This window comes from Pseudomonas sp. CBZ-4, assembly GCF_000346755.1.
GTDB lineage: Bacteria > Pseudomonadota > Gammaproteobacteria > Pseudomonadales > Pseudomonadaceae > Aquipseudomonas.
Genome location: NZ_ANNV01000152.1, coordinates 61,528 through 82,384, shown reverse-complemented (window position 1 = coordinate 82,384; position 20,857 = coordinate 61,528). Strand labels below are relative to the sequence as shown.

Here is a 20,857-nt window from a genome sequence, read left to right as displayed (position 1 = left end):
TGAGCCTCACTTGAGGAGCAACAATCGTGGATACATCCATCCGTCGTGGTTCGTGGGAAATGGTCGCCGCCATGCTGATTTCGGGGACCATCGGCTGGTTTGTGCTGGTGTCAGGCGTGTCGGTAATCGAAGTGGTGTTCTGGCGCTGCGTGATCGGCGGGCTGAGCCTGTTGCTGGTGTGCGCCTTGCTGGGTTACCTGCGCCTGGACCTGCTGAACTGGGCCAAGCTCGGGTTGGCAATGCTCAGTGGCGTGGCGATTGTCGGCAACTGGTTGCTGCTGTTCGAATCCTATTCCCACGCGTCCATCGCCATCAGCACGGCGGTGTACAACGTGCAGCCGTTCATGTTGGTGATGCTGGCGGCGGTGTTTCTCGGCGAGAAGATCACCGTGCAAAAAATCACCTGGTTGAGCGTGGCGTTTATCGGGATGCTGGCGATTGTCACCGCCCATGGCTCGCAGCAGAGCGGTGGGGATTACCTGGCGGGGATCGCGTTGGCGTCGGGCGCGGCGTTTCTGTATGCGATTGCCGCACTGATCATCAAGCGCTTGAAGGCCGTGCCGCCCCACCTGATGGCGCTGATCCAGGTAGCGACGGGTGCGGTGTTGCTGGCGCCTCTGGTGCCATGGGGCAGCGTGCCCGTGGCGCCCACTGCCTGGGCGGCGCTGGTGACCCTGGGCGTGGTGCACACCGGGGTGATGTATGTGTTGCTGTACGGCGCGATCCAGAAACTGCCGACCGCATTGACCGGCGCCTTGTCATTTATCTACCCGATTGCGGCGATCTTCGTCGATTGGATCGCCTTCGGGCATCGCCTGGGCTGGCAACAGTGGCTGGGGGTGGTGGCGATTCTGCTGGCGGCGGCGGGGTTGCAGCGGGGCTGGTGGTGGCCCCGCTCCCGGAGGGCTAGTGCGTACCCTGGAAAATGATGTTTTCCGGGTTGAAGTGCTCCACGGCGCTGCCCGGTTGCGGCAGGCCGAGGATATGCCCCTTGATCTTGCCCACCACGTGCATCTCGCAGGGTTTGCAGTCGAACTTCAGGGTCAGCACTTCATCGCCATGGATCAACTGCATCGGCGCGACCTTGGTCTTCACCCCCGTGACACCCTTGGCCTGTTTCGGGCACAGGTTGAACGAGAAGCGCAGGCAGTGCTTGGTGATCATCACCGGCACTTCGCCGGTTTCTTCGTGGGCTTCGAAGGCGGCGTCGATCAGCTTCACGCCGTGACGGTAGTAGAAGTCGCGGGCCTTCTGGTTGTAGACGTTGGCCAGGAACGACAGGTGCGCTTCCGGGTACACCGGCGGCGGCGTGGTTTCGGCTTTGCGCCCACCACGCGGGTGCGCGGCCACACGGGCGGCGGTCAGCGCTTCGATCACTTCGCGGCGCAAGGCCTTGAGCTGCGAGTTGGGGATGAAGAACGCCTGCGGCGCATCCAGCTGGATGTCGGTGGCGTGGTATTCGGTGGTGCCCAGTTGGCCGAGCAGGTCGCGCAGGGTGTCGAGCGCCTGTTCCGGTTTGTTGGCCACGCCGAACGGGCCGGGCAGGGTGACGCTGGCGCTGATGCCTTCTTCGCTGGTGGCGGTGACTTCCAGCTGTTCTTCCCGCAGGCGCGCGGCCCAGGTCAGGCCGATACGGCGTTCGGATGAGGTCTTGAGCAGCGCCTGTTGCCAGTTGTGGTCCAGGTTGCGGTTCAGCGGGTGGTTCGGGCGCAGCTGGTGCAGGCCGGCCGGCATTTCGTTCGGCTCGACGCGGTAGCGGTAGCGCTTCTCGCCGTCTTCCTCGAACTCGCCCTTGGGCTCGGCGATGTTGGCGCGGAAACCTACGACTTCGCGTTTGACCAGCACATTGAGGCCATCGCCGTTGGACAGCGGCTCATGGGTGACCACCTGCAAGTCGCGTTTCCCGGCTTTTTCCACCACACCCACCGGCAGGCCGGTGAAGGTCGGGGTGTCGAAGGCACCGATATCGACCTTGCGGTCGGTGACGAAATAGTCGGTGCTGCCCCGGTGGAAGGTTTTTTCCGGGTCGGGCAGGAAGAAGTGCACGGTGCGCCCGCTGGAGGCGCGGGCCAGGTCCGGGCGGTCTTCCAGCACGTCATCGAGGCGCTGGCGGTAGTAGGACGTGATGTTCTTCACGTAGCCCATGTCCTTGTAGCGGCCTTCGATCTTGAACGAACGCACGCCGGCCTCGACCAGGGCGCGAATGTTGGCGCTCTGGTTGTTGTCTTTCATCGACAGCAGGTGCTTTTCAAAGGCCACGACGCGGCCCTGGTCATCTTTCAAGGTGTATGGCAGGCGGCAGGCCTGGGAGCAATCGCCACGGTTGGCGCTGCGGCCGTTCTGCGCGTGGGAGATATTGCACTGCCCGGAGAACGCCACGCACAAGGCGCCGTGGATAAAGAACTCGATGGCGGCATCGGTTTCGTCGGCGATGGCGCGGATCTCTTGCAGGTTCAGCTCACGGGCCAATACCAGCTGGGAGAAGCCGGCCTGGTCGAGAAACTTCGCGCGGCCCAGGGTGCGGATGTCGGTCTGGGTGCTGGCGTGCAGTTCGATGGGCGGGATATCCAGCTCCATCACGCCCAGGTCTTGCACGATCAACGCATCGACGCCGGCGTCGTAGAGCTGATGAATCAGCTTGCGCGCGGGTTCCAGTTCGTTGTCATGCAAAATCGTGTTGATCGTGGTGAACACGCGGGCGTGGTAACGGCGGGCGAATTCCACCAGCGAGGCGATGTCGCTCACGTCGTTGCACGCATTGTGGCGGGCGCCGAAGCTCGGGCCGCCGATGTAGATGGCGTCGGCGCCATGCAGGATCGCCTCGCGCGCGATGGCGACATCGCGGGCAGGGCTGAGCAATTCAAGGTGATGCTTGGGCAAGGACATAGTTTTTTTAGTCAGGCTTGTCACGGTTGAGGCGCGCATTGTAGCTGTGAAACGCTGGGGGGGCACCTACCACAGGGCGCTGGAGCCAATGACATTCCCTGTGGGAGCGGGCTTTTGCGGCCATGGCGGTGACTTCGACGCGCATGCCGTCTACGGCCAGGGACGCCACGCCCACTGCCGCCCGCACCGGCCATGGCTTGGCGAAGAAGCGCTTGTAGACTTCGTTGAACGCCGCCCGATCGGCCATGTCCGTCAGGTAGATGGTCAGGTGCATCACCCGGTCCATCGAGCTGCCGGCTTTTTCCAGGGCGACTTTCAGCGCTTGCAGGGTGCATTCGCTTTGCGCGGTGATGTCGCCCAGTTCCAGGCTGCCATCGGCGCGGGTCGGGATCTGGGTGGAGACGAGGATGCCGTTGAAGCCGATCACGTCGGAAGAAATCGAGTCGGCATCCGGGTCGGGGGTGTAGGACAGGTCGTGGTTGGCCATGGGCGCCTCTCATTGGCAGGTGTAAGAAAGGCGCCATGGTCCTTGAAAACTACAGCAGGGGCAAACTACAGCAAGGTAAACGGGTAATCGACGATCAGCCGCAGCTCGTTCAACTTGCCATCGCCCTGGTCGGCATTCGACGAGACGATGGCATCGCGCACCCGCAGCGACAGGTTTTTCGCCGGGCCACTCTGGATCACGTATTTGGCTTCCACGTCGGTCTCGTGATGGGCGCCATCCGAGCCGTAGTCGTTGACGTAGGCGCTGTGCTCCGGCGTGTGTGTGCCATCGATGTCCGAACCGTTGATATAGCGGCCCATGAAGCTCAGGCCCGGGACGCCGTAACTGGCCATGTTCAGGTCATAACGAATGCCCCAGGACTGCTCGCCGGGGCCGTTGAAGTCACCCCATTGCACCGAGTTGGCGAGGAACACCGAGTCGCCGCCTTCGCCGGCGCCGTTGTTGCCGGTGCCGATGTAGTCAAACGGCGTGTCGCCATGCACCTTCTGGAACGACAGCGTCAGCGTGTGGGCCTGCAAGAACGAATAGGCCGCCGCCAGCGAGTAGGTGGTGTTGTTGATCGCCCCGGCCTTGGCGCTGCCGGTGTCGAGGGTACGGTACAGGTTGCCGTCCAGGGCCAGTGATTGGTCATGGGGCAACGGGATCACGTAGTTGAGGTTGCTGTAGTACTGGCGCCAGATATCTTCCAGCTCGCCCGCATACAAGGTGGCGCTCAGGTTCGGGGTAAAGGTGTACTTGCCGCCGACAAAACTCGCGCTGTTGGTGGGGATGTTGGCGTAGGTCGCGTAGATATCGTGGTCATGGTTGCTGGTCATGCCGCTGTTGGTGCTGGTGAAGTGCCCGGCTTCGAGGTCGAGGCCGGCGATTTCGCTGCTGGTCAGGTCGAACCCGGTGGCGGTCTGCGGGAGCAGGCGCGTGCCGCCGGTGGCGAAGACGGGGGCGGTGGGTTGCATGTCACCGAATTTCAGTTCGGTCTTGGAGATCTTGATCTTCACTGCGGCGCCCACGGAGCCGTAGGCATTTTCCGGGTCGCCATGGCGATCGGTGGGCAGGTTGCCGGTGCCGGCGTCCGCGTGGGTGGCGTCCAGCTTCAATCCGCCGTAGGCGTAGGCATCGACACCAAAGCCAAGGGTGCCCTGGGTAAAGCCCGAGGCGTAGTTGAGCATGGCGCCCTGGGTCCAGTCGCGATTATCGGCCTTGCCGCTTTGGCGGTCGCGGTCCATGTAGTAGTTGCGCAACAGCCCGGTAATGCTCCTGCCTTCGATAAACCCCTTGGAATCCGCCTGGTCCGTCACGGACTCGGCAAAGGCCATCTGACTGATACCGGCACACACCGCCAGCGCTAACAGGCTCGACTGTTTAATCATGGTATTCACTTCCCCGGGTAATGAACGCGCGCGCAGAAACCCTGCACTTTTTAAATGGTGCAAAACGTATGGTCGGCAGAGTTTTACAAGGTGGGCGTTACGGATTTTTATTGTGTTCGGCGTGGTTGCCGAAGTTGATTCTAAGCCCAGTTTGCGGGGGCTACAGCCAGGCAAAGGATGAAACTCGATTAATTAAACTTCACATTATTCAAGCGGCGCGGGGTGTAGCGTGGGACCTGTCTTAGCCGCTCTGCTTCGACAAAAATCCTTTGGTTGCCGCCGCAGACTCTGCGGCGGATTTTTTCGTTGGGACAGTTTTAAGTCGAGGGGCTTAGTGCGCCAAGCCGTGTAAGGCGATGCCCATCGGAAACGGCGGTTGGCTGGCCGGCGCAGCCTTCATCTGCGTGCGATAACCGAGCGGGCTGGTGCCCAGTTGTTTTTGAAACGCCCGGCGCATGCGTTCTTCACGACCAAAGCCGACCGTTTCGGCGATCCGCTTGATCGGCTCGCTGGTAGTCGCCAGCACCCGGCAAGCGGCCTCCAGGCGCAGACTTTCCACCGCTTGCGCCGGCGTATCGCCCGTGGCGGCGACGTAGGCCCGGGCAAAGTGCCGGGGGCTCATGCCGAATTGCTCGGCCAAGCGTTCTACCCGTAGATCACCGTCGAGGTTCCCGGCAATCCAGGCATGCAAGCGCGCCAGGCGCACATCGCGGTCGGTGCGCAAGGCCGTGGACTGCGCATTCAGTGAGGCACTCAGCTGCGGCTGTTCGCCCGAGCGCCACAGGAACACCGTGAAATAGCGCGCCAATGAAAGCGCGGCCTCGGCGCCAAGGTCCTGTTCCACCAGCCCGAGGGCGAGGTCGATGCCTGCGGTGGCGCCGCCACAAGTCCACAAGTTGCTGTCGTGCAGGTACAACACGTCGGTCTGGCAGATGACCTTGGGGTAGCGCGCCTGCAGTTCATCGGCAAACTTCCAATGGGTGACCACCTTGCGCCCATCCAGCAAACCGGCGGCGGCCAACGCAAACGCCCCGGTGCCGATCGAGCACAGGCGGCGGATCTGTGCAGCGCGTTGCTGCAACCAGGCGCACGCGTGTTCGTTGGCCTCCAGCGCAGCCATGCCGGGGCCGCCCGCGACAATCAAGGTGTCGATCAGCGGCGCCTGTACGTCGATCTGTTCCAGCGACAAGGTGTTGGCGCTAATCCCCGACACGGACGTAATCGTGCCCCCCAGCGGCGACGCCAACAGCAGCCGATACCGCGCTGCACCGCCCAACAGCCGCGGAATTGCCGCAAACACCTCCAGCGGCCCGGCCGCGTTCAGCAGCAGCAAGTCATCGAACGCCAGCACGACGACCGTGCGCACGCCGTTGTCCGGTGTGGCAGTAAAGGAGGGGTGTTTGGCATGGAGCGTCACGGCGAGCCTCGACATACTGGGTTCAACGCAAAAATGAGGGCACGACAATGACGCTAAAACCTGACGCTGCCAAGCATCCCGTACTGCGCCGCCTGGCCGGGTTGGCGTGCCTGGCGGCGCTGTTGATGGTGCAACCGGTGTCGGCGGCGCTGAAGGTCGGAGACCAGAGCGGCCTGATCCAGGCCATGCTGCACGCGTCCGGTGAAGACCAGGACCTGCCGGACGCGCTGGTGTGGCACCCGTTCAACGCCGGCACCACGCTGCTGGAGGCGCTGAGCGCCGGTGCCATCGATATCGGCGTGGTCGGCAATGCGCCGCCGGTGTTTGCCCAGGCCGGTGGTTTTGATGTGCGCATCATTGGCGTGGCGAGCGGGGCGCAGAACAACAATGCGCTGTTGCTGCCGCAAGGTTCCAGCGTGCAGCGTGTCGCCGACCTCAAGGGCCAGCGCGTCGCCGTGGCCAAAGGCACCAGCGGCCACTACCTGCTGCTGGCGGCGCTGCATGAGGCCGGGTTGACGACGCGGGATGTAAACATTGCCTACGTCAGCCCGCTCGACGCGCAAACCGCGTTTGCCAGCGGCCGGCTGGAGGCCTGGTCGGTGTGGTATCCCTTTGTCGGTCAGGCCACTTCCCGTGGCGCTCGCGTATTGGTGGACGGCGGCGCCTGGCCGGAAACCGGGCAGAACTTCACCCTGGCGAGCCTCAAGGCGTTGGACGATCCACAGCGCGCCGCCGAGGCCGGCGATTTGCTCGCCAGGCTCGCCCGCGCGCAGGCCTGGGCCACGGCGAACCCGGATGCGTGGGCCGAAGTCTTCGCGCAGACCACGCGATTGCCGCTCGCCTTGGTCCAAGACATGCTCGCCCACCAGCACCTGCGTTATGTGCCGATTGATCCATCGGTGATTGCCTTGCAGCAGCGCCTGGCCGACCTGTTCGCCGCCGAACGGGTGATCCCGCGCCCGCTGGACGTCGGGCAGATGTTCGACACGCGCTTCAACGCCGTACTGCCACCCAACTGATCCCTGTTTCTGACCTTGCCGGTGTGCCGCCGGCAGGGCTTCCTGCACCCGGAGAAAAGCCATGCACAGCACCACCCTCAAGCGCCAGAAGACCGGCCTGATCGCCGTCGACCACGCCCGCAGCGCCGGCGGCTACACCTTGTTCGCGCCGCAAACGGCGGACGGCAACGTGTTCCTGATCGACCTCGACGGCGAAGTCGTCCACCGCTGGAAGCTGCCCCAACGCCCGGGCCGCGACGCGGTGATCCTGGCCAACGGCAACCTCGGCTACAACGGTAACCACCCGGACTCCCCGGAGCTGTTCCCCGGCTGGTCGGTGTGGCACGGCGGTGCGTTCAGTGAAGTCACTCCGGAAGGCGAAGTGGTGTGGCAGCACATCGACCTGCTGCACCACCACGATGCGCAATGGCTGGACAACGGCAACCTGCTGTACACCACCGTCGCGCCCCTCAGTGCGGAACTGGCCACCCGCGTGGTCGGCGGCATTCCCGGCAGCGAGGCGGCGGGAGGGGTGATCTATGCCGATGTGGTCAAGGAAGTCGACCGCCAGGGCCAGGTGGTGTGGGAGTGGCGCAGCTGGGAACACCTGCGTCCCGAGGATTACCCCCTGCACGCGACGTTCGAGCGCTACCACTGGCCGATGACCAATGCGGTCTCACCGGGCCGTGACGGCAAGGTCATCCTGAGCCTGCGCAGCGTGTCGTCGGTGATTGCCGTGCAACGTGGCAGCGGTGAGGTGCTATGGCGTCTCGGTCACGACCTGGTGGCGCAGCAACACTGCCCGAGCGAGCTGGAAAACGGCAACATCCTGGTGTTCGACAACGGTATTTCCCGCCCGCACATCAGCATGCCGCACTCGCGCATCCTCGAAATCGACCCGCAGCAACAGCGCATCACCTGGCAATACGCCGATACCCCGGGCTACGCGTTCTTCACGCCGTTCATGGGCGGCGCCCAGCGCCTGCACAACGGCAACACCCTGGTGACCGAGGCCAACTTCGGGCGTTTGTTCGAAGTCACCCCGGCCGGTGAAGTGGTGTGGGAATACGTCAACCCGCACTTCGCCACCTACCCCGACGAGTCCTCCCGCCGCTACTTGCCGGGCGAAAACAACGCGATTTTTCGCGCCCACCGCTACCAGCGTCAGGACCTTCCCTGGCTGCGCGGCTGATTCAACCCCGCAACGATCACGCTCACGCAGGCCACGCGCAGCGAAGTATCGACTCATCCCAGACTTAAGGAACCACCGATGATTCTGCTTTATTCGCGCCCTTTGAGCGTGGCTGCACTGGGCGTTTGCGCGCTGATCCAAGGCCTGCCGGCAGCGGCCGAGACGTTACCCGAGCCACCCGACACCCTGCTGCAAGCGGTGACGGTGGAGTCGCGCCGGCGCAGCGAAGACGCCCAGCACGTACCCGTGGCCATGAGCGTGCTGGGCGCGCAAACCCTGGAGGAACAACGCCTGTATCGCTTGCAGGACTTGCAGCAGGCGATGCCCAGCGTCAACGTCGCGTTTATGCATGCGCGCCAATCCAGCCTGTCGATTCGCGGGCTGGGCAACAACCCGGCCAGCGATGGCCTGGAGGGCAGCGCCGGGATCTACCTCGACAATGTGTACCTGGGACGGCCGGGCATGGCGGTGTTCGACCTGCTGGATGTCGAGCAGATCGAACTGCTGCGCGGGCCCCAAGGCACCTTGTTTGGCAAGAACACCACGGCGGGCGTGTTGAATATCACCACGCGGCGCCCGACGTTTACCCCCCAGGGCAGCCTCGCCACGTCACTGGGCGATGACGGCTACGTGCAAACCCAGACGAGTCTTTCCGGCCCGCTCAACGACACGCTGGCCGGGCGGATTGCGCTGTATCGCACCCATGAAAACGGCTACGTCGAGAACCAATACAACGACAACACCCTCGGCGGCGGGCAACGCCAGGGTTTTCGCACGCAGTTGCTGTTCCAGCCAGACACGGATTTCAACCTGCGCTGGGTGGCCGACTACCACGAAGAAGACTCCAGCGCCGGCACCCGTTCGCTGTTCAGCACCGGGCCGACGATCAACGGCGTCAACCGCTACGAGCAGCGCGCCGCCGCCGTGGGCGCGACCCTGGTGAGCGGGCGGCGTGTCAACCTGGATGCGGACCAGAGCGTCAAGGTGTTCCAGGGCGGTACCTCGCTGGAAGCCAACTGGACCTTGCCCGGCGACTACACGCTGACCTCCATCAGTGCCTATCGCTGGTGGGATTTCACCCCGCGCAACGATGACGAACTGAACGTCGATGTCATGCACAACGTCGGTCAATCGGCCCGGGACCAGCAGTACTCCCAGGAACTGCGCCTGGCCTCGCCGGTGGGCGAACACTTTGACTATGTGCTGGGCGCGTATTACTTCCGCCAGGAGATGCGCAACACGGTGTTTACCGACTACGGCCCGCTGGCCGACACCTGGAACGGTACCGCCCAAGGCGCGCTGAACAATGTCAGCAGCGTGGGGCATGGCACGGTGGATACCGACAGCGTTGCCACGTTTGCCCAAGGCACCTGGCATTTGACGCCCAGCCTGGATTTCAGCCTTGGCGTGCGCGGCACTTATGAACGCAAACTGGCGCAGGTCACGCGTAAGGCGCCGCTGGGCGGTGCTGCGGTCACGGGCGCAGCGGCGGGTGCCAGGGCCGGGCGGCTCGGCACGTATGACTCCGGGGACTTGAGCTTGTACAGCTTCAGCCCGTCGGCGCTGGCCAGCCTGGCCTGGCAGGTGGACGAGAACGTGCTGGCGTACGCGTCGTTGTCCCACGGCGAGAAGTCCGGTGGGGTCAACCTCAGTGTGGCCAGTGCGCCGGTGGCCGGGGCCGACTCGCTGTTGATCGGCAGCGAACGTGCCAACGACGCCGAACTGGGGGTCAAGACCACCTTGCTCGACCAGCGCCTGCTGCTCAACGCCAACCTGTTCTGGACGGTGGTGCACGGCTATCAGACCAACGCCTACGATGACGCCAACCTCACCAGCTACCTGACCAACGCAGGCACCGTGCGCAGCCGTGGCCTGGAGCTGGAAAGCAGTTGGCGACCGCTGCGGGGCCTGACGATTAACGTGAACGGTTCATGGAATGACGTGCGCTACCTGTCTTACAAGGACGCACCGTGCCCGGCCGAAGTCGCCCTGCGCCCGGGTGCGCCCGCCGCCTGTGATTTGAGCGGGCACGCGGTGGTCGGCGCATCGAAATGGATCTACAACACCAGCGCCAGCTATCAATGGCAGTTGAATAACGGCTTGCAGCCGTATGTGAACGGCAGTTATGCGTGGCGCTCCCACGCGGTGGGCACGGTGGACGATTCGCGCGAAGCCCAATTGCCGGGGTATGGCTTGGTCAACGTATCTACGGGGGTGCGGGGGAATTGGGGGGATGGGCAATGGGACGTGTCGCTATGGCTGAAAAATGCCTTCGACAAGACCTACTACACCACGCTGTGGAACTCGCCAAACGGCGCGTATACCGGGGTGCTGGGCACTCCGCGGACGCTGGGTGCAACGGCGCGTTATGACTTTTAAGAGGGGGTGACGCGTGCCAACGGTGGCGGTGAGCCCAAGGCAGTAGGAGGGCATTCACCGCTTACCTGGCAGGTAAGGACTACTCTTTTACATCCATGAACTCTTTCGCCCACGCCACGTAGTTCTCGGGCAACGTGTAGGTGTGCGTCAGTTCGGTCGCGCTGAGGTTGGAAGTGCTGTGGGTCAGCTGGCGCTGGGCGCGGAGGCTGTCGTAGGTGGCTTTGATCGCCGCGAAGTAAGCGCCATGACCGGCCACCACCACACGTACGCCAAGGCTGGCCAGGCGGGCCGCGTCGTTCAGCTTTGGATTGCCGTAGGTCACCAGCATCAACGGCACGGTGAGGTGTTCGGCGATCCGCTCCAGGTGTTCGAAGTCGCTGACGCCCACCATGCAGATCCCATCCGCACCGGCTTTTTGATAGGCCAGGGTGCGCTCGATCACGGCTTCGGTGGGCAATACGCCGGCGTTGGTGCGGGCGATGATCGACAGCTCGGGGTCAACCCGGGCTTCCAGGGCGGCGCGAACCTTGCCGATGCCTTCTTCGATGGAAATCAGGTCGGTGGATTTGCGCCCGAATTGCGCCGGCAGCAGGGTGTCTTCAATGGTCAACGCGGCCACGCCGGCACGCTCAAGTTCTTCGACGGTACGCATCACGTTGAGGGCGTTGCCGTAGCCGTGGTCGGCGTCGGCAATGAACGGCAGTTGGGCGACGCGGCCGATGCGGGTGGCCTGCTCGACGAATTCACTCAGGGTGATCAGGGCAAAGTCGGGGGCTGCCAGGACTTGCAGGGAGGCGACGGAGCCGCCAAGGATGCCGACTTCGAAACCCAGGTCGGCGGCGATGCGGGCCGACATCGGGTCAAAGACAGAAGCGGTTTCAACGCACGCAGGCGTTGCCAGCAGTTCACGGAAATGACGGCGCAGGGCTGTGTGGGACTTTTTCGGCATGATCTTTCCTGGTGGGGCCATTGACTGCATACGATCAATGCCTATGGGTGGACGTGTGAGATTACCATGTAGGAAAAGGTAGGATTATGACGTTTGAGAATGGCCCATGCGCAATTCACATAGGGTGCTGCACCGTTTCAGCAGCGTGTGAGTGAGTGGCGCCAATAAACATATACATCGCCGGCACCATAAACAGCGTGAGCAAGGTGCCAATCGACAGCCCGCTGAAGATCACCAGGCCCATGTCATGCCGCCCGGCAGCCCCGGCCCCCGAGGCCCAGACCAGCGGCGCCACGCCCAGCACCATCGCGGCGGTGGTCATCAGGATCGGGCGCAAGCGCACCGCCGCCGCTTCTTCAATCGCCTCACGTTTGCTGCGGCCGGCCCGTTGCAGTTCGTTGGCGAATTGCACGATCAAGATGCCGTGCTTGGTAATCAAGCCCAGCAGCGTCACCAGGCCGACCTGGGTGTACACGTTGATCGAGGCGAAGCCCATGGTGATGAACGCCAGCGCGCCAAACAGGGCGGGTGGCACGGAAAAGAGGATCACCACCGGGTCGCGAAAGCTCTCGAACTGGAAGGCCAGCGCCAGGTAGACGATCAGGATCGAAAACAGCAACAGGCCGACAAAACCACCGGATTCCTGGATGAACTGCCGGGATTCACCGGCGAAATCCGAGGTGTAGCCCGACGGGGCGATGCTGTTGAGGATCGCGTTCAGCTTGCCCAGCAGTTCGCCCTGGGCCACGCCACTCACGCCGGCCAGGGTCGCCGAGTTGAGTTGCTGGAAGTGGTTGATCGACTCCGGCTGCGTCGAGGTTTCGATATGCGCCACGGTGCGCGCCGGAATCATCGCCCCGGCGGGTGTGCGGATGTAGTAGTCGAGAATCTGCTCCGGGTTGAGGCGGTCCACCTGCAACACCTGGGGAATGACTTTGTACGAGCGCCCGGCGGTGGAGAAGTAGTTCACGTAGTTGCCGCCCAAGGCGGCGGACAGCGCGGCGCCGACGTCGGCCTGGGTCATGCCGAGGGCGGCGATTTTTTCCCGGTCGACCACCAGCCGCGCCTGTGGCTTGTCCAGTTTCAGGTCCATGTCGGCGAACCAGAACAGCTGTTGTTTCTGCGCCTCGGCCATCACGGCCTGGGCGACTTCGTTGAGGTTTTCCACGGAGTCGGTGGTGGTGATCACGAACTGCACCGGTAAACCTTGCGCCCCGGGCAGTGACGGCAATGGGAACGCCGCGATGGTTGCGCCCGGCACCTGGTTCCATTTTTGCTGCAAGTCCAGGATCAGCTCGGCCTGGGAGCGTGTACGGTCGCCCCACGACTTCAGCAGCACACCGCCCAAGCCCTGGTTGAGCGCTGGCAGGCCGGTGAGCTGGAACATTTGCGCGTATTCCGCCTCTTTGTTGGCGATCTGGAAGGCCTGGTCGGCAATGCGCTCCATCTGCTGCGGCGAGGCGGTTGGCGGGCCCTTGATCTGCATGAACACCAGGCCCTGGTCCTCGGTGGGCGACAGTTCGCTCTTGGCCGTCATGCCGCTGGCGGCCACCAGCAGGAACAGGACAAAGCCAAAGGTCACCAGCACCGGCCAGATATCCAGGCCTCCAGACAAGATGCGGTGATAGCGCCCGCGCAGCCAGTCAAAATAACCGTCGAGGCGCCGGGCGAAGCGGCCTTCCTCCTGGCCGGGCTTGAACAGGCGCGAGGTCATCATCGGCGACAGGGTCAGCGCCACCACGGCGGAAACGGTCACCGCCCCGGCCAGGGAGAAACAGAATTCCTTGAACAGCGCCCCGGTCAGGCCACTGCGCAGGCCGATGGGCACGTAGGCGGCCACCAGCACCACGGTCATCGCCAGGATCGGCCCGCCCAGCTCCCGCGCCGCCACCAGCGAGGCCTCCAGTACGCCTTTGCCTTCCTCCTTGATATGCCGGTCGACGTTTTCCACCACGATAATCGCGTCATCCACCACCAGCCCGATGGCCAGCACCAGGGCGAGCAGGGTCAGCAGGTTGATGGAGTAACCCAGCAGGTACATCACAAAAAACGTCCCGACCAGCGACAGCGGGATCGCCACCAGCGGCACAATCACTGCGCGGAAGGAGCCGAGGAACAGGTAGATCACCACCGAGACAATCACCATGGCTTCGGCCAGGGTTTTCACCACCTCGACAATCGAGGTGTTGATGAAGGCCGTGGAGTCATACACGATCTCGCCGCGCACGCCCGCAGGCAGTTGCGCTTGCAGCTCGGGGAAGGCCTCGCGCACGCTGTCGGCGACGGTCAGGATGTTCGCGCTGGGCGCCACCTTGATACCGATGAACACCGAACGCTTGCCGGAAAACGCCACGCTGCTGTCGTAGCTTTCGGCGCCAAGGGTGACGTTGGCCACGTCCTCCAGGTGCACCAGGGCATCGCCTTTTTGCTTGATCACCAGCTGCTTGAATTCGTCCACCGTGTGCAAGTCGGTGCCGGCGGTGAGGTCCACCGTGACCGTTTGCCCACGGGTGGAACCCACGGCGGACAGGTAGTTGTTGTTGGCCAGGGCGGTGGCCACATCCTGCGCGGTGACGTTGTGCGCCGCCAGCTTGTCCGGGTCCAGCCAGGCGCGCAGGGCGAATTGGCGCCCGCCGAGGATCTCGGCGGTTTGCACGCCCTGCACCGAGTCCAGCTTGGGCTTGACCACGCGCACCAGGTAATCGGTGATGTTGTTGGTGGGCAGCGTGTCGCTGTAGAAGCCCAGGTACATGGCGTCGGTGGTTTGCCCGACGGCCACGGTCAGTACCGGTTCCTGGGCCTGCGCCGGCAACTGGTTCTTCACCGAGTTGACCTGGGTGTTGATCTCGGTGAGCGCCTTGCTGGCGTCATAGTTCAGCCGCAGGGTCGCGGTGATGGTGGACACGCCGGTGATGCTGGAAGACGACAGGTAGTCGATGCCCTGGGCCTGGGCGATCGCCGACTCCAGCGGCTGCGTGATGAAGCCGGCGACGGTGGACGCGTCGGCGCCGTAGTAGGCGGTCGTGATCGTGACCACGGTGTTTTCCGTGCGCGGCCATTGGTTGACCGGCAATTCAAAGATCGAGCGCAGCCCCAGGATCAGGATGAACAGCGAGACCACCACGGCCCAGACCGGCCGATGAATAAAGGTGTCGGTAAATTTCATGGCGCACCCTTAGTGTTCTTGGGGAGTCGGGGCGGGGTCGTTCAAGGGCGCGGCGCTGTTGTCGATCTTCACCGGCGAGCCATTTTTCAGCTTCATCTGGCCGCTGGTGATCAACAGGTCGCCTTCCTTCACCCCGGACACAATCGCCACTTGATCGCCACGGGTCGGGCCGGTCTTGATAAAGGTCTGTTGCGCCGTGAGCACTTCTTCGCCCTTGTCGTTCTTGCTCGCCGTGGCGATAAACACGGTGGTGCCGTAAGGGTTGTAGGTCACCGAGGTCTGCGGCACGGTGAGGTAACGCTGCGGGCTGCCGGCGTTGACCACGGCGCGGGCAAACATGCCCGGCACCAGGCTTTGCTTGGGGTTGGCGACGGTGGCTTCGACCGTGACGTTGCGCGTGGTCGCATCGAACTGGGTGTCGAGGGTCGTGATGCGCCCGGTGAAGGTCTGATTGGACAGGCCGTCCGCCGTCACCGCGACGGTTTGCCCGATGGCGATGGCTTCCAGTTGGGTCTGCGGCACGGTGAAGTCGATGTAGATGGGATCGAAGGTTTGCAGCGTGGCGATCTTGTCGCCGGGGTTGAGGTACTGGCCGGGGTTGACGCCGGTAATGCCGATGCGCCCGGCAAATGGGGCGCGGATGGACTTTTTCTCCACCAGCGCGCGTTGTTGTTCGGCGGCGGCGAGCTTGGCCTTCAGGTCGGCGGTGTCGCTGTCCACCAGGGCCTGGGACACCGCGTTGACCGCCAGTTGCGCCTTGTCCCGCTTGAGCACGATGGCGGCCAGGTCGGCGGTGGCTTCCAGCGCGTGCAACTGGGCGATGTCGGAGTCGGCGTTCAATTGTACGAGCAGCGCCTGGGCCGCCACTTCCTGCCCGGGCTTGAAACCCATTGTGCGCACGATGCCGCCGACTTCGGTGGTCACGTCCACGCCGCGCACGGCCTTGATCGAGCCCACGGCGGTGACGCTGGGCTGCCAGTCTTCCAACGGCACGTGCAGGGCGGTGACCACGGCAGCGGGCATGGGCTGTTTGGATTGGGCGATCAGCGCAGAGATCTGCACGAATTTCACCCCGGCAATCATCGCGACAATCACCAGTACCACCACGACCATGATCAGCATGGGCCGCCACAGCCGCCGCTTGCGCGGGGCCGGGGGCAGGGGAGAGGCAGTCTGGACGTCGGCCATGGGGGTTCTCGCTGTATCAAGGAGTCGGTTCAGTCGCCGCCGTGTGGGCCGGCCGGAGTTCTTGCCAGGTGGGCAGGCCGAAGCGGTCCGGGCGGCCTGCGGTGGCGGGGTCTACGTCGCTGCGGTTCCACCAGCCGCCGCCCAGGGCCTGGAACAGCGCCGTGGTGTCGCTGTACCGCGCCGCCTGCGCGCGCACCCGCGCCAGCACGGTGTTCTGGTAGGTCTGCTGGGCCGTGAGCAGGTTGATATAGGCCACGGCGCCGAGCTTGAACTGGGCTTGCACCAGGTCCAGGTTGGCTTGCGCCGAGCGCTCGGCCACCACCTGTTGGTTGAGCGCATCGGCATCGGCTTGCAGGGCGCGCAGGGCGTTGGCCACATCCTGGAACGCGATAAGCACGGTGCCGCGATAGCGCGCGGCCGACTCGTCATAGGCGGCCACGGCGGCGCGCTTGCGGTGTTCCAGCGCGCCGGCATCGAAGATCGGTTGGGCAATCGCCCCGGCCAGGCTCCACACGCCGGTGCCGGCCGAAAACAGCTGAGTCCCGCTGGCCACCGTGGAACCCAGCGACCCGGTAATGCTGAACTGCGGCAGCTGGTTGGCCACGGCCACGCCGATATAGGCACTGGCCTGATGCAACTGCGCCTGCGCCGATTGCACATCGGGGCGCTGGCCGACGAGGGCCGAGGGCAGGCTGACCGGCAATTCCTGCGGCAAGTGCAGGGACGCGAGGTTGAACGCCTCGCCACGGTCCTGGTTGGGAAACCGGCCCAGGTAGGCCATCAGCTGGTTGCGGGTTTGCGCCAACTGCTTTTGCAGCGGCGGCAAGGTCGCGCGGGTTTGCGCCAGGCTGGTTTGCTGGGTGAGCACGTCGGTATTGCCGATGGCGCCGAGCTGGCGCTGGGCCTGCAACAGATCGAGCTGGCCGCTTTGCAGGCGGATGATTTCTTCGGTGGCGGCGACCTGATCGCGCACGGAGGCCAGGTTGATCGCGGTGTTGACCACGTTGGCGGTCAAGGTCAGGTAGGTCGCTTCCAGCTGGAAGCGTTCGTACTCGGCCTGCGCCGTGGTGGATTCGATTTGCCGGCGGGTACCGCCGAACACATCCGGAGCGTAGGACACGCTCAATGACGCCGAATTGATTGTGAGGATCGGTGACGACGGGCTGCCGGTCTGCACTCCGGAGAGTTTCTCGCGGGTTTTCGACGCGTTGGCGCTGACGGAGGGAAACAGCGACGCCTGATCGGCGTAGACCAGCTCGTTGGCTTGTCGTAACGCGGCTTGGGCGGCGCTGACATCCGGGTTGGCGCGCAAGGCTTCTTCGACCAACGCATTGAGTGCGGGTGAGCGGAACAGCGTCCACCATTGCCCGCGGATATCCAGGCCGGCGACCAGCCGTTGTGCGGCGCCGCCGGCGTCGATGTCGGCGTTGGCGGTACTGCTCAGGTTTTCTTTTGTATAGCCCGCGCCAGCGGGCACCTCGGGGCGCTGGAAATCAGGGCCGACGGTGCAGGCGGCGAGGGCGAGGCACAACAGGCTCAAGGGCGCCAGGCGAGAGGCTTGTCGAGGGAGGCCGATCTGCATCAGGCGGGCTCGCTGAAAAGGGCACGGGGAAAACCGGGTTCAAATCAGTGTAGGTGGTGCCGGGCACTGCGCAATGTGCCGTGGGGTACGCCGATAATGAAAATGCATACTGCGCATTATTATAGAATTACGTTATGCATTATAGGTATTTTACACGGCGCGTTCCTGGCCTCATCGTAGCCCACCTTGTGAATACTGCCGAGACCGCGCGCGCGGATCGACCTGACCTGCCCGAGAAGGCATCTGGAGATTGATGTGCGTTACCTGACAACACTGGCGGCGGCCCTGGCTGGCGCGTTGCTGAGCCTGACGGCCCAGGCGCAGACCCTGACCGTCGGCGACCAGAGCTACAACGCCCAGGCCGTCATGGAGGCGGCGGGGGTGCTGGACAACCTGCCCTATACCCTGGAGTGGAAACAATTTACCGCCGGTTCGCCGGTGGCCGAGGCGCTGAACGCCAACAGCCTGGATATCGGCTTGCTCGGCGATGCGCCGGTGCTGTTCCTCGGGGCTTTGGGCGCGCCGATTAAGGTGATTGCCGTCACTCGGCAGAATCTCGAGGGGGTGGCGATCCTGGTGAAAAAGGAGTCATCGATCCATAGCCTCGCGGACCTGGCCGGCAAGCGCGCGGCGATCTGGAAAGGCTCCTGGAGCCAACAACTGCTGCTGACCGCACTCGACAAGGCTGGGGTTGCTCGGGATTCGCTGGAGTTCCGTTACCTCAGTGCGTTGGATGCTTCCCATGCGCTGGAAGGCGGCTCGGTGGACGTCATCGCCACCTGGGAACCCTACGTCACCCAGCAGGAACGCCAAGGCGCGCGGGTGCTGGCAACGGCTGACGGCTTGATCCCGGCCCAAAGCTACATCGCCGCCAATAGCAAAGCGGTGGACACCAAACGCGCGCAGATCAGCGATTTCCTGCAACGCCTGAAAAAAGCCCGCGACTGGACACGCCTGAACCCGGCCAACGCCGACGCGTATGCGGATGCCTGGGCCAAACGCACCCGCGCCGACGCCGACATCGCCCGCGCCTGGTTTGCCCGCGCGCGCACGACCGTAGAACCGGTCACCGCCCAGTCGCCGGTGGACGCGCAAAAGACCGTGGACTTTTTCGCCAGTGAAGGCCTGGTCAAGTCCTACGCCGCCGCCAGCCTGTTCGACGCCTCCTTTGCCGGCGCCTTACAGCCCGCCGTCGCCAAAACCCTGCCCTGAACGCCGCAAGGAACACCCCACACATGAGCAAACGACAGCTGAAACTTGGTGCCCTGACCATGGGCTGCGGCGGCCCGGGCCGGCACAACCTGTGGCTTGACCCGCAATTGCCGGCCGATGCCAGCGTCAACGTCGACTGGTACATCGACATCGCCCGCCAGGCCGAGGCGGCACTGTTCGACCTGATGTTTATTGTCGACAGCCAGTTCATCACGCCGGGCTCGCCATCTCATTATTTGAATCGCCTGGAACCGCTGACGCTGCTGTCCGCACTGGCGGTGAGCACGCGGCATTTGGGCCTGGTGGGTACCCTGACGACGTCCTACAACTCGCCGTACAACGTCGCACGGCGACTGGCCTCCCTCGACCTCATCAGCAAAGGCCGCGCCGGCTGGAACGTCGTCACCAGCGGCGATGCCGGCACAGCGGGCAACTACAGCCGTGACGAGCACTACGACTACGACACACGCTACGGCCGCGCGGCCGAACACGTGCAAGTGGTGCAAGGACTGTGGAACTCCTACGAAGACGATGCCTTTGTGCGTGACCGCGCCACCGGCCAATTCTTCGACCCGAGCAAACTGCACAGCCTGGATCACAAAGGCGAGCATTTCTCGGTGGTCGGCCCGCTGAACATCCAGCGTTCGCCCCAGGGCCAGCCGGTGATCTTCCAGGCCGGCGACTCCGAGCAAGGCCGCGACCTCGGCGCCGCCACGGCGGACGTCATCTTCACTCACGCTGCGAGCATCGAACAGGGCCAGGCGTTTTACCGGGATATAAAGGGCAGGGCGGTGCAACACGGCCGCGATCCATCACAGTTACTGGTGATGCCCGGCGCCGAAATCTATGTGGGGGACAGCGACGCCCACGCGCGGGAAATCGAGCAGCATTACCATCAGGTCGACCATAGTTTTGAACTGGCACTGAAGGAATTCGGGCGCAATTTTGGCTGGCATGATTTCAGCCAATACGATTTGGATGCGCCGTTTCCCCAGGAGAGTTTGGAGGCCGCGCGCAGCAGCTTTTTCACCGCCGCCAAACGGATTGCCGATCAGGCGCGGGAGAAAGGCTTCACCTTGCGCCAAGCGGTGGAGTTTGGCCGACAACTGCGCCCGGGCGCGTTCGTGGGCTCGGCGGAGACCGTCGCGCAGAAAATCGCCGATTGGTTCGAGGCGCGGGCGGTGGATGGGTTCAACATCTATATAGGGCATCCGGAGCAGTTCAGCCGGTTCACGCAGGAAGTCATTCCGTTGCTGCAAGCGCGTGGGGTGTATCGCACGGCGTATGAAGGCACGACCTTGCGCGAAAGCCTGGGGTTGGCAATTCCACGGTTCGGCTAGGCAGAAATCGGGGTAGAGTGGGCGCCAATTTTCCACTTGTTGTTTGCCGCATGAATCGTCCGCTGTTTGTTGCGCTTGATGGGCCCAAGGGGACCGGGAAAACCACGTTGCTGGAGGCGGTTACGCGAGAACTGCGGGCCCAGGGCAAGAAGGTTATCCGCCTGTGTGAGAAAAAGAGTGATCCCTTCAGGGGGGAAACCATGGCGCTGGTGAACAAGCTCGCCAGAGATCCGAGCCGGGCGTTGGAATGGGCGGTGTGTGAGCGACTGGCGGAGAGTCGGGCTTGGATCTCCGAGAATGTGCTGGTCAAGCAGCCGGCTGACAGCATTATCTTGATTGATCGTTGGTACCCGTCGGATGCGGCGTTTCGCAGGTTGGTGCCGTTTGCGCAGATTTTGCAGTTGAATCTGGATCGAGGGGTGCGGGTGCCGGATTTGCATGTGGGGGTGGTGACGGACCCTGAGATTTCATGGGCGAGAGCGGCGGGGCGAGGGCGGGGGTTGGGGAGTACGGTGATTTATAGGTTGGAGGAGCAGGTGGCTTGTAGTGAGGCATTTGAGAGGGTGGTTGGGGAGCAGGGGTGGGTTTTGTGTCGGAATGAGGGGCGGGTTGAGGAGGCGGTGATGGAGGTGATTGCTGAGATCTATACGGCCTGGCACGCATTCGATTGACG

The 20,857-nt window shown here is 63.7% G+C and carries 14 protein-coding genes and 1 pseudogene; 7 read left to right on the top strand and 8 right to left on the bottom strand.

All coding sequences use genetic code 11. The features are described 5' to 3' along the window. Positions 1-26 precede the first annotated feature (26 nt). A complete protein-coding gene (locus B348_RS0121800; RefSeq protein WP_026136973.1) occupies positions 27-929 on the top strand; it encodes a DMT family transporter in 903 nt (300 codons plus the stop codon). Here B348_RS0121800 and B348_RS0121795 read toward each other — a convergent pair. From B348_RS0121795 to B348_RS0121780, 4 genes and pseudogenes are all read right to left on the bottom strand, one after another. Next, positions 907-2,886: a U32 family peptidase gene (locus B348_RS0121795; protein ID WP_017738168.1), complete on the bottom strand. Its 1,980-nt coding sequence runs from the start codon at positions 2,884-2,886 to the stop codon at positions 907-909. The genes B348_RS0121800 and B348_RS0121795 overlap by 23 nt on opposite strands. A gap of 109 nt (positions 2,887-2,995) precedes the next feature. Next, positions 2,996-3,373, bottom strand: a pseudogene (locus tag B348_RS01000000130220) (RidA family protein); the annotation flags it as partial. Between the two features lie 65 nt (positions 3,374-3,438). Beyond that, positions 3,439-4,761, bottom strand: a complete 1,323-nt coding sequence (locus B348_RS0121785; RefSeq protein ID WP_017738166.1) for an OprD family porin — start codon at positions 4,759-4,761, stop codon at positions 3,439-3,441. 331 nt (positions 4,762-5,092) lie between these two features. Continuing rightward, the gene (locus B348_RS0121780; protein WP_256204491.1) at positions 5,093-6,127 is read right to left on the bottom strand and encodes a GlxA family transcriptional regulator; all 1,035 of its coding nucleotides are present in this window, start codon (positions 6,125-6,127) and stop codon (positions 5,093-5,095) included. 98 nt (positions 6,128-6,225) lie between these two features. Here B348_RS0121780 and B348_RS0121775 point away from each other — a divergent pair, with 98 nt between their 5' ends. The 3 genes from B348_RS0121775 to B348_RS0121765 all read left to right on the top strand — a co-directional run bounded on the left by B348_RS0121775 (position 6,226) and on the right by B348_RS0121765 (position 10,747). Further along, a complete protein-coding gene (locus B348_RS0121775) occupies positions 6,226-7,197 on the top strand; it encodes an ABC transporter substrate-binding protein (RefSeq protein ID WP_017738164.1) in 972 nt (323 codons plus the stop codon). Between the two features lie 61 nt (positions 7,198-7,258). Beyond that, positions 7,259-8,368, top strand: coding sequence for an aryl-sulfate sulfotransferase (locus tag B348_RS0121770; RefSeq protein ID WP_017738163.1), 1,110 nt, complete (start codon positions 7,259-7,261; stop codon positions 8,366-8,368). 78 nt (positions 8,369-8,446) lie between these two features. Then, entirely contained in the window at positions 8,447-10,747 is a 2,301-nt protein-coding gene (locus B348_RS0121765) for a TonB-dependent receptor (RefSeq protein WP_017738162.1), read from the top strand. Positions 10,748-10,826: 79 nt separating this feature from the next. Here B348_RS0121765 and B348_RS0121760 read toward each other — a convergent pair whose 3' ends face one another. From B348_RS0121760 to B348_RS0121745, 4 genes are all read right to left on the bottom strand, one after another. Further along, positions 10,827-11,696 carry an oxaloacetate decarboxylase gene (locus B348_RS0121760; protein WP_017738161.1) on the bottom strand — a complete coding sequence of 290 codons (870 nt, stop codon included), beginning with the start codon at positions 11,694-11,696 and terminating at the stop codon, positions 10,827-10,829. Positions 11,697-11,811: 115 nt separating this feature from the next. Continuing rightward, on the bottom strand, positions 11,812-14,862 hold the full coding sequence (locus tag B348_RS0121755; protein ID WP_017738160.1) for an efflux RND transporter permease subunit: 3,051 nt from the start codon (positions 14,860-14,862) through the stop codon (positions 11,812-11,814). Between the two features lie 9 nt (positions 14,863-14,871). Further along, the gene (locus B348_RS0121750) at positions 14,872-16,050 is read right to left on the bottom strand and encodes an efflux RND transporter periplasmic adaptor subunit (protein WP_026136972.1); all 1,179 of its coding nucleotides are present in this window, start codon (positions 16,048-16,050) and stop codon (positions 14,872-14,874) included. Positions 16,051-16,066: 16 nt separating this feature from the next. Then, on the bottom strand, positions 16,067-17,632 hold the full coding sequence (locus B348_RS0121745; RefSeq protein WP_026136971.1) for an efflux transporter outer membrane subunit: 1,566 nt from the start codon (positions 17,630-17,632) through the stop codon (positions 16,067-16,069). A 255-nt stretch (positions 17,633-17,887) separates the two neighbouring features. Here B348_RS0121745 and B348_RS0121740 point away from each other — a divergent pair, with 255 nt between their 5' ends. From B348_RS0121740 to B348_RS0121730, 3 genes are read left to right on the top strand one after another with little or no spacing between them, the layout of a single operon-like run. Then, positions 17,888-18,844: an ABC transporter substrate-binding protein gene (locus B348_RS0121740; protein ID WP_017738157.1), complete on the top strand. Its 957-nt coding sequence runs from the start codon at positions 17,888-17,890 to the stop codon at positions 18,842-18,844. A 23-nt stretch (positions 18,845-18,867) separates the two neighbouring features. Then, the gene (locus B348_RS0121735; protein ID WP_017738156.1) at positions 18,868-20,184 is read left to right on the top strand and encodes an LLM class flavin-dependent oxidoreductase; all 1,317 of its coding nucleotides are present in this window, start codon (positions 18,868-18,870) and stop codon (positions 20,182-20,184) included. A 50-nt stretch (positions 20,185-20,234) separates the two neighbouring features. Further along, positions 20,235-20,855, top strand: coding sequence for a dTMP kinase (locus tag B348_RS0121730; protein ID WP_017738155.1), 621 nt, complete (start codon positions 20,235-20,237; stop codon positions 20,853-20,855). Positions 20,856-20,857: the final 2 nt, after the last annotated feature.

Coding starts and splice junctions, on each gene's coding strand:
- B348_RS0121795 (WP_017738168.1), bottom strand. CDS start 2,886: ATGTCCTTGCCCAAGCATCACCTTGAATTGCTCAGCCCTGCCCGCGAT.
- B348_RS0121785 (WP_017738166.1), bottom strand. CDS start 4,761: ATGATTAAACAGTCGAGCCTGTTAGCGCTGGCGGTGTGTGCCGGTATC.
- B348_RS0121775 (WP_017738164.1), top strand. CDS start 6,226: ATGACGCTAAAACCTGACGCTGCCAAGCATCCCGTACTGCGCCGCCTG.
- B348_RS0121770 (WP_017738163.1), top strand. CDS start 7,259: ATGCACAGCACCACCCTCAAGCGCCAGAAGACCGGCCTGATCGCCGTC.
- B348_RS0121765 (WP_017738162.1), top strand. CDS start 8,447: ATGATTCTGCTTTATTCGCGCCCTTTGAGCGTGGCTGCACTGGGCGTT.
- B348_RS0121760 (WP_017738161.1), bottom strand. CDS start 11,696: ATGCCGAAAAAGTCCCACACAGCCCTGCGCCGTCATTTCCGTGAACTG.
- B348_RS0121755 (WP_017738160.1), bottom strand. CDS start 14,862: ATGAAATTTACCGACACCTTTATTCATCGGCCGGTCTGGGCCGTGGTG.
- B348_RS0121750 (WP_026136972.1), bottom strand. CDS start 16,050: ATGGCCGACGTCCAGACTGCCTCTCCCCTGCCCCCGGCCCCGCGCAAG.
- B348_RS0121745 (WP_026136971.1), bottom strand. CDS start 17,632: ATGCAGATCGGCCTCCCTCGACAAGCCTCTCGCCTGGCGCCCTTGAGC.
- B348_RS0121735 (WP_017738156.1), top strand. CDS start 18,868: ATGAGCAAACGACAGCTGAAACTTGGTGCCCTGACCATGGGCTGCGGC.
- B348_RS0121730 (WP_017738155.1), top strand. CDS start 20,235: ATGAATCGTCCGCTGTTTGTTGCGCTTGATGGGCCCAAGGGGACCGGG.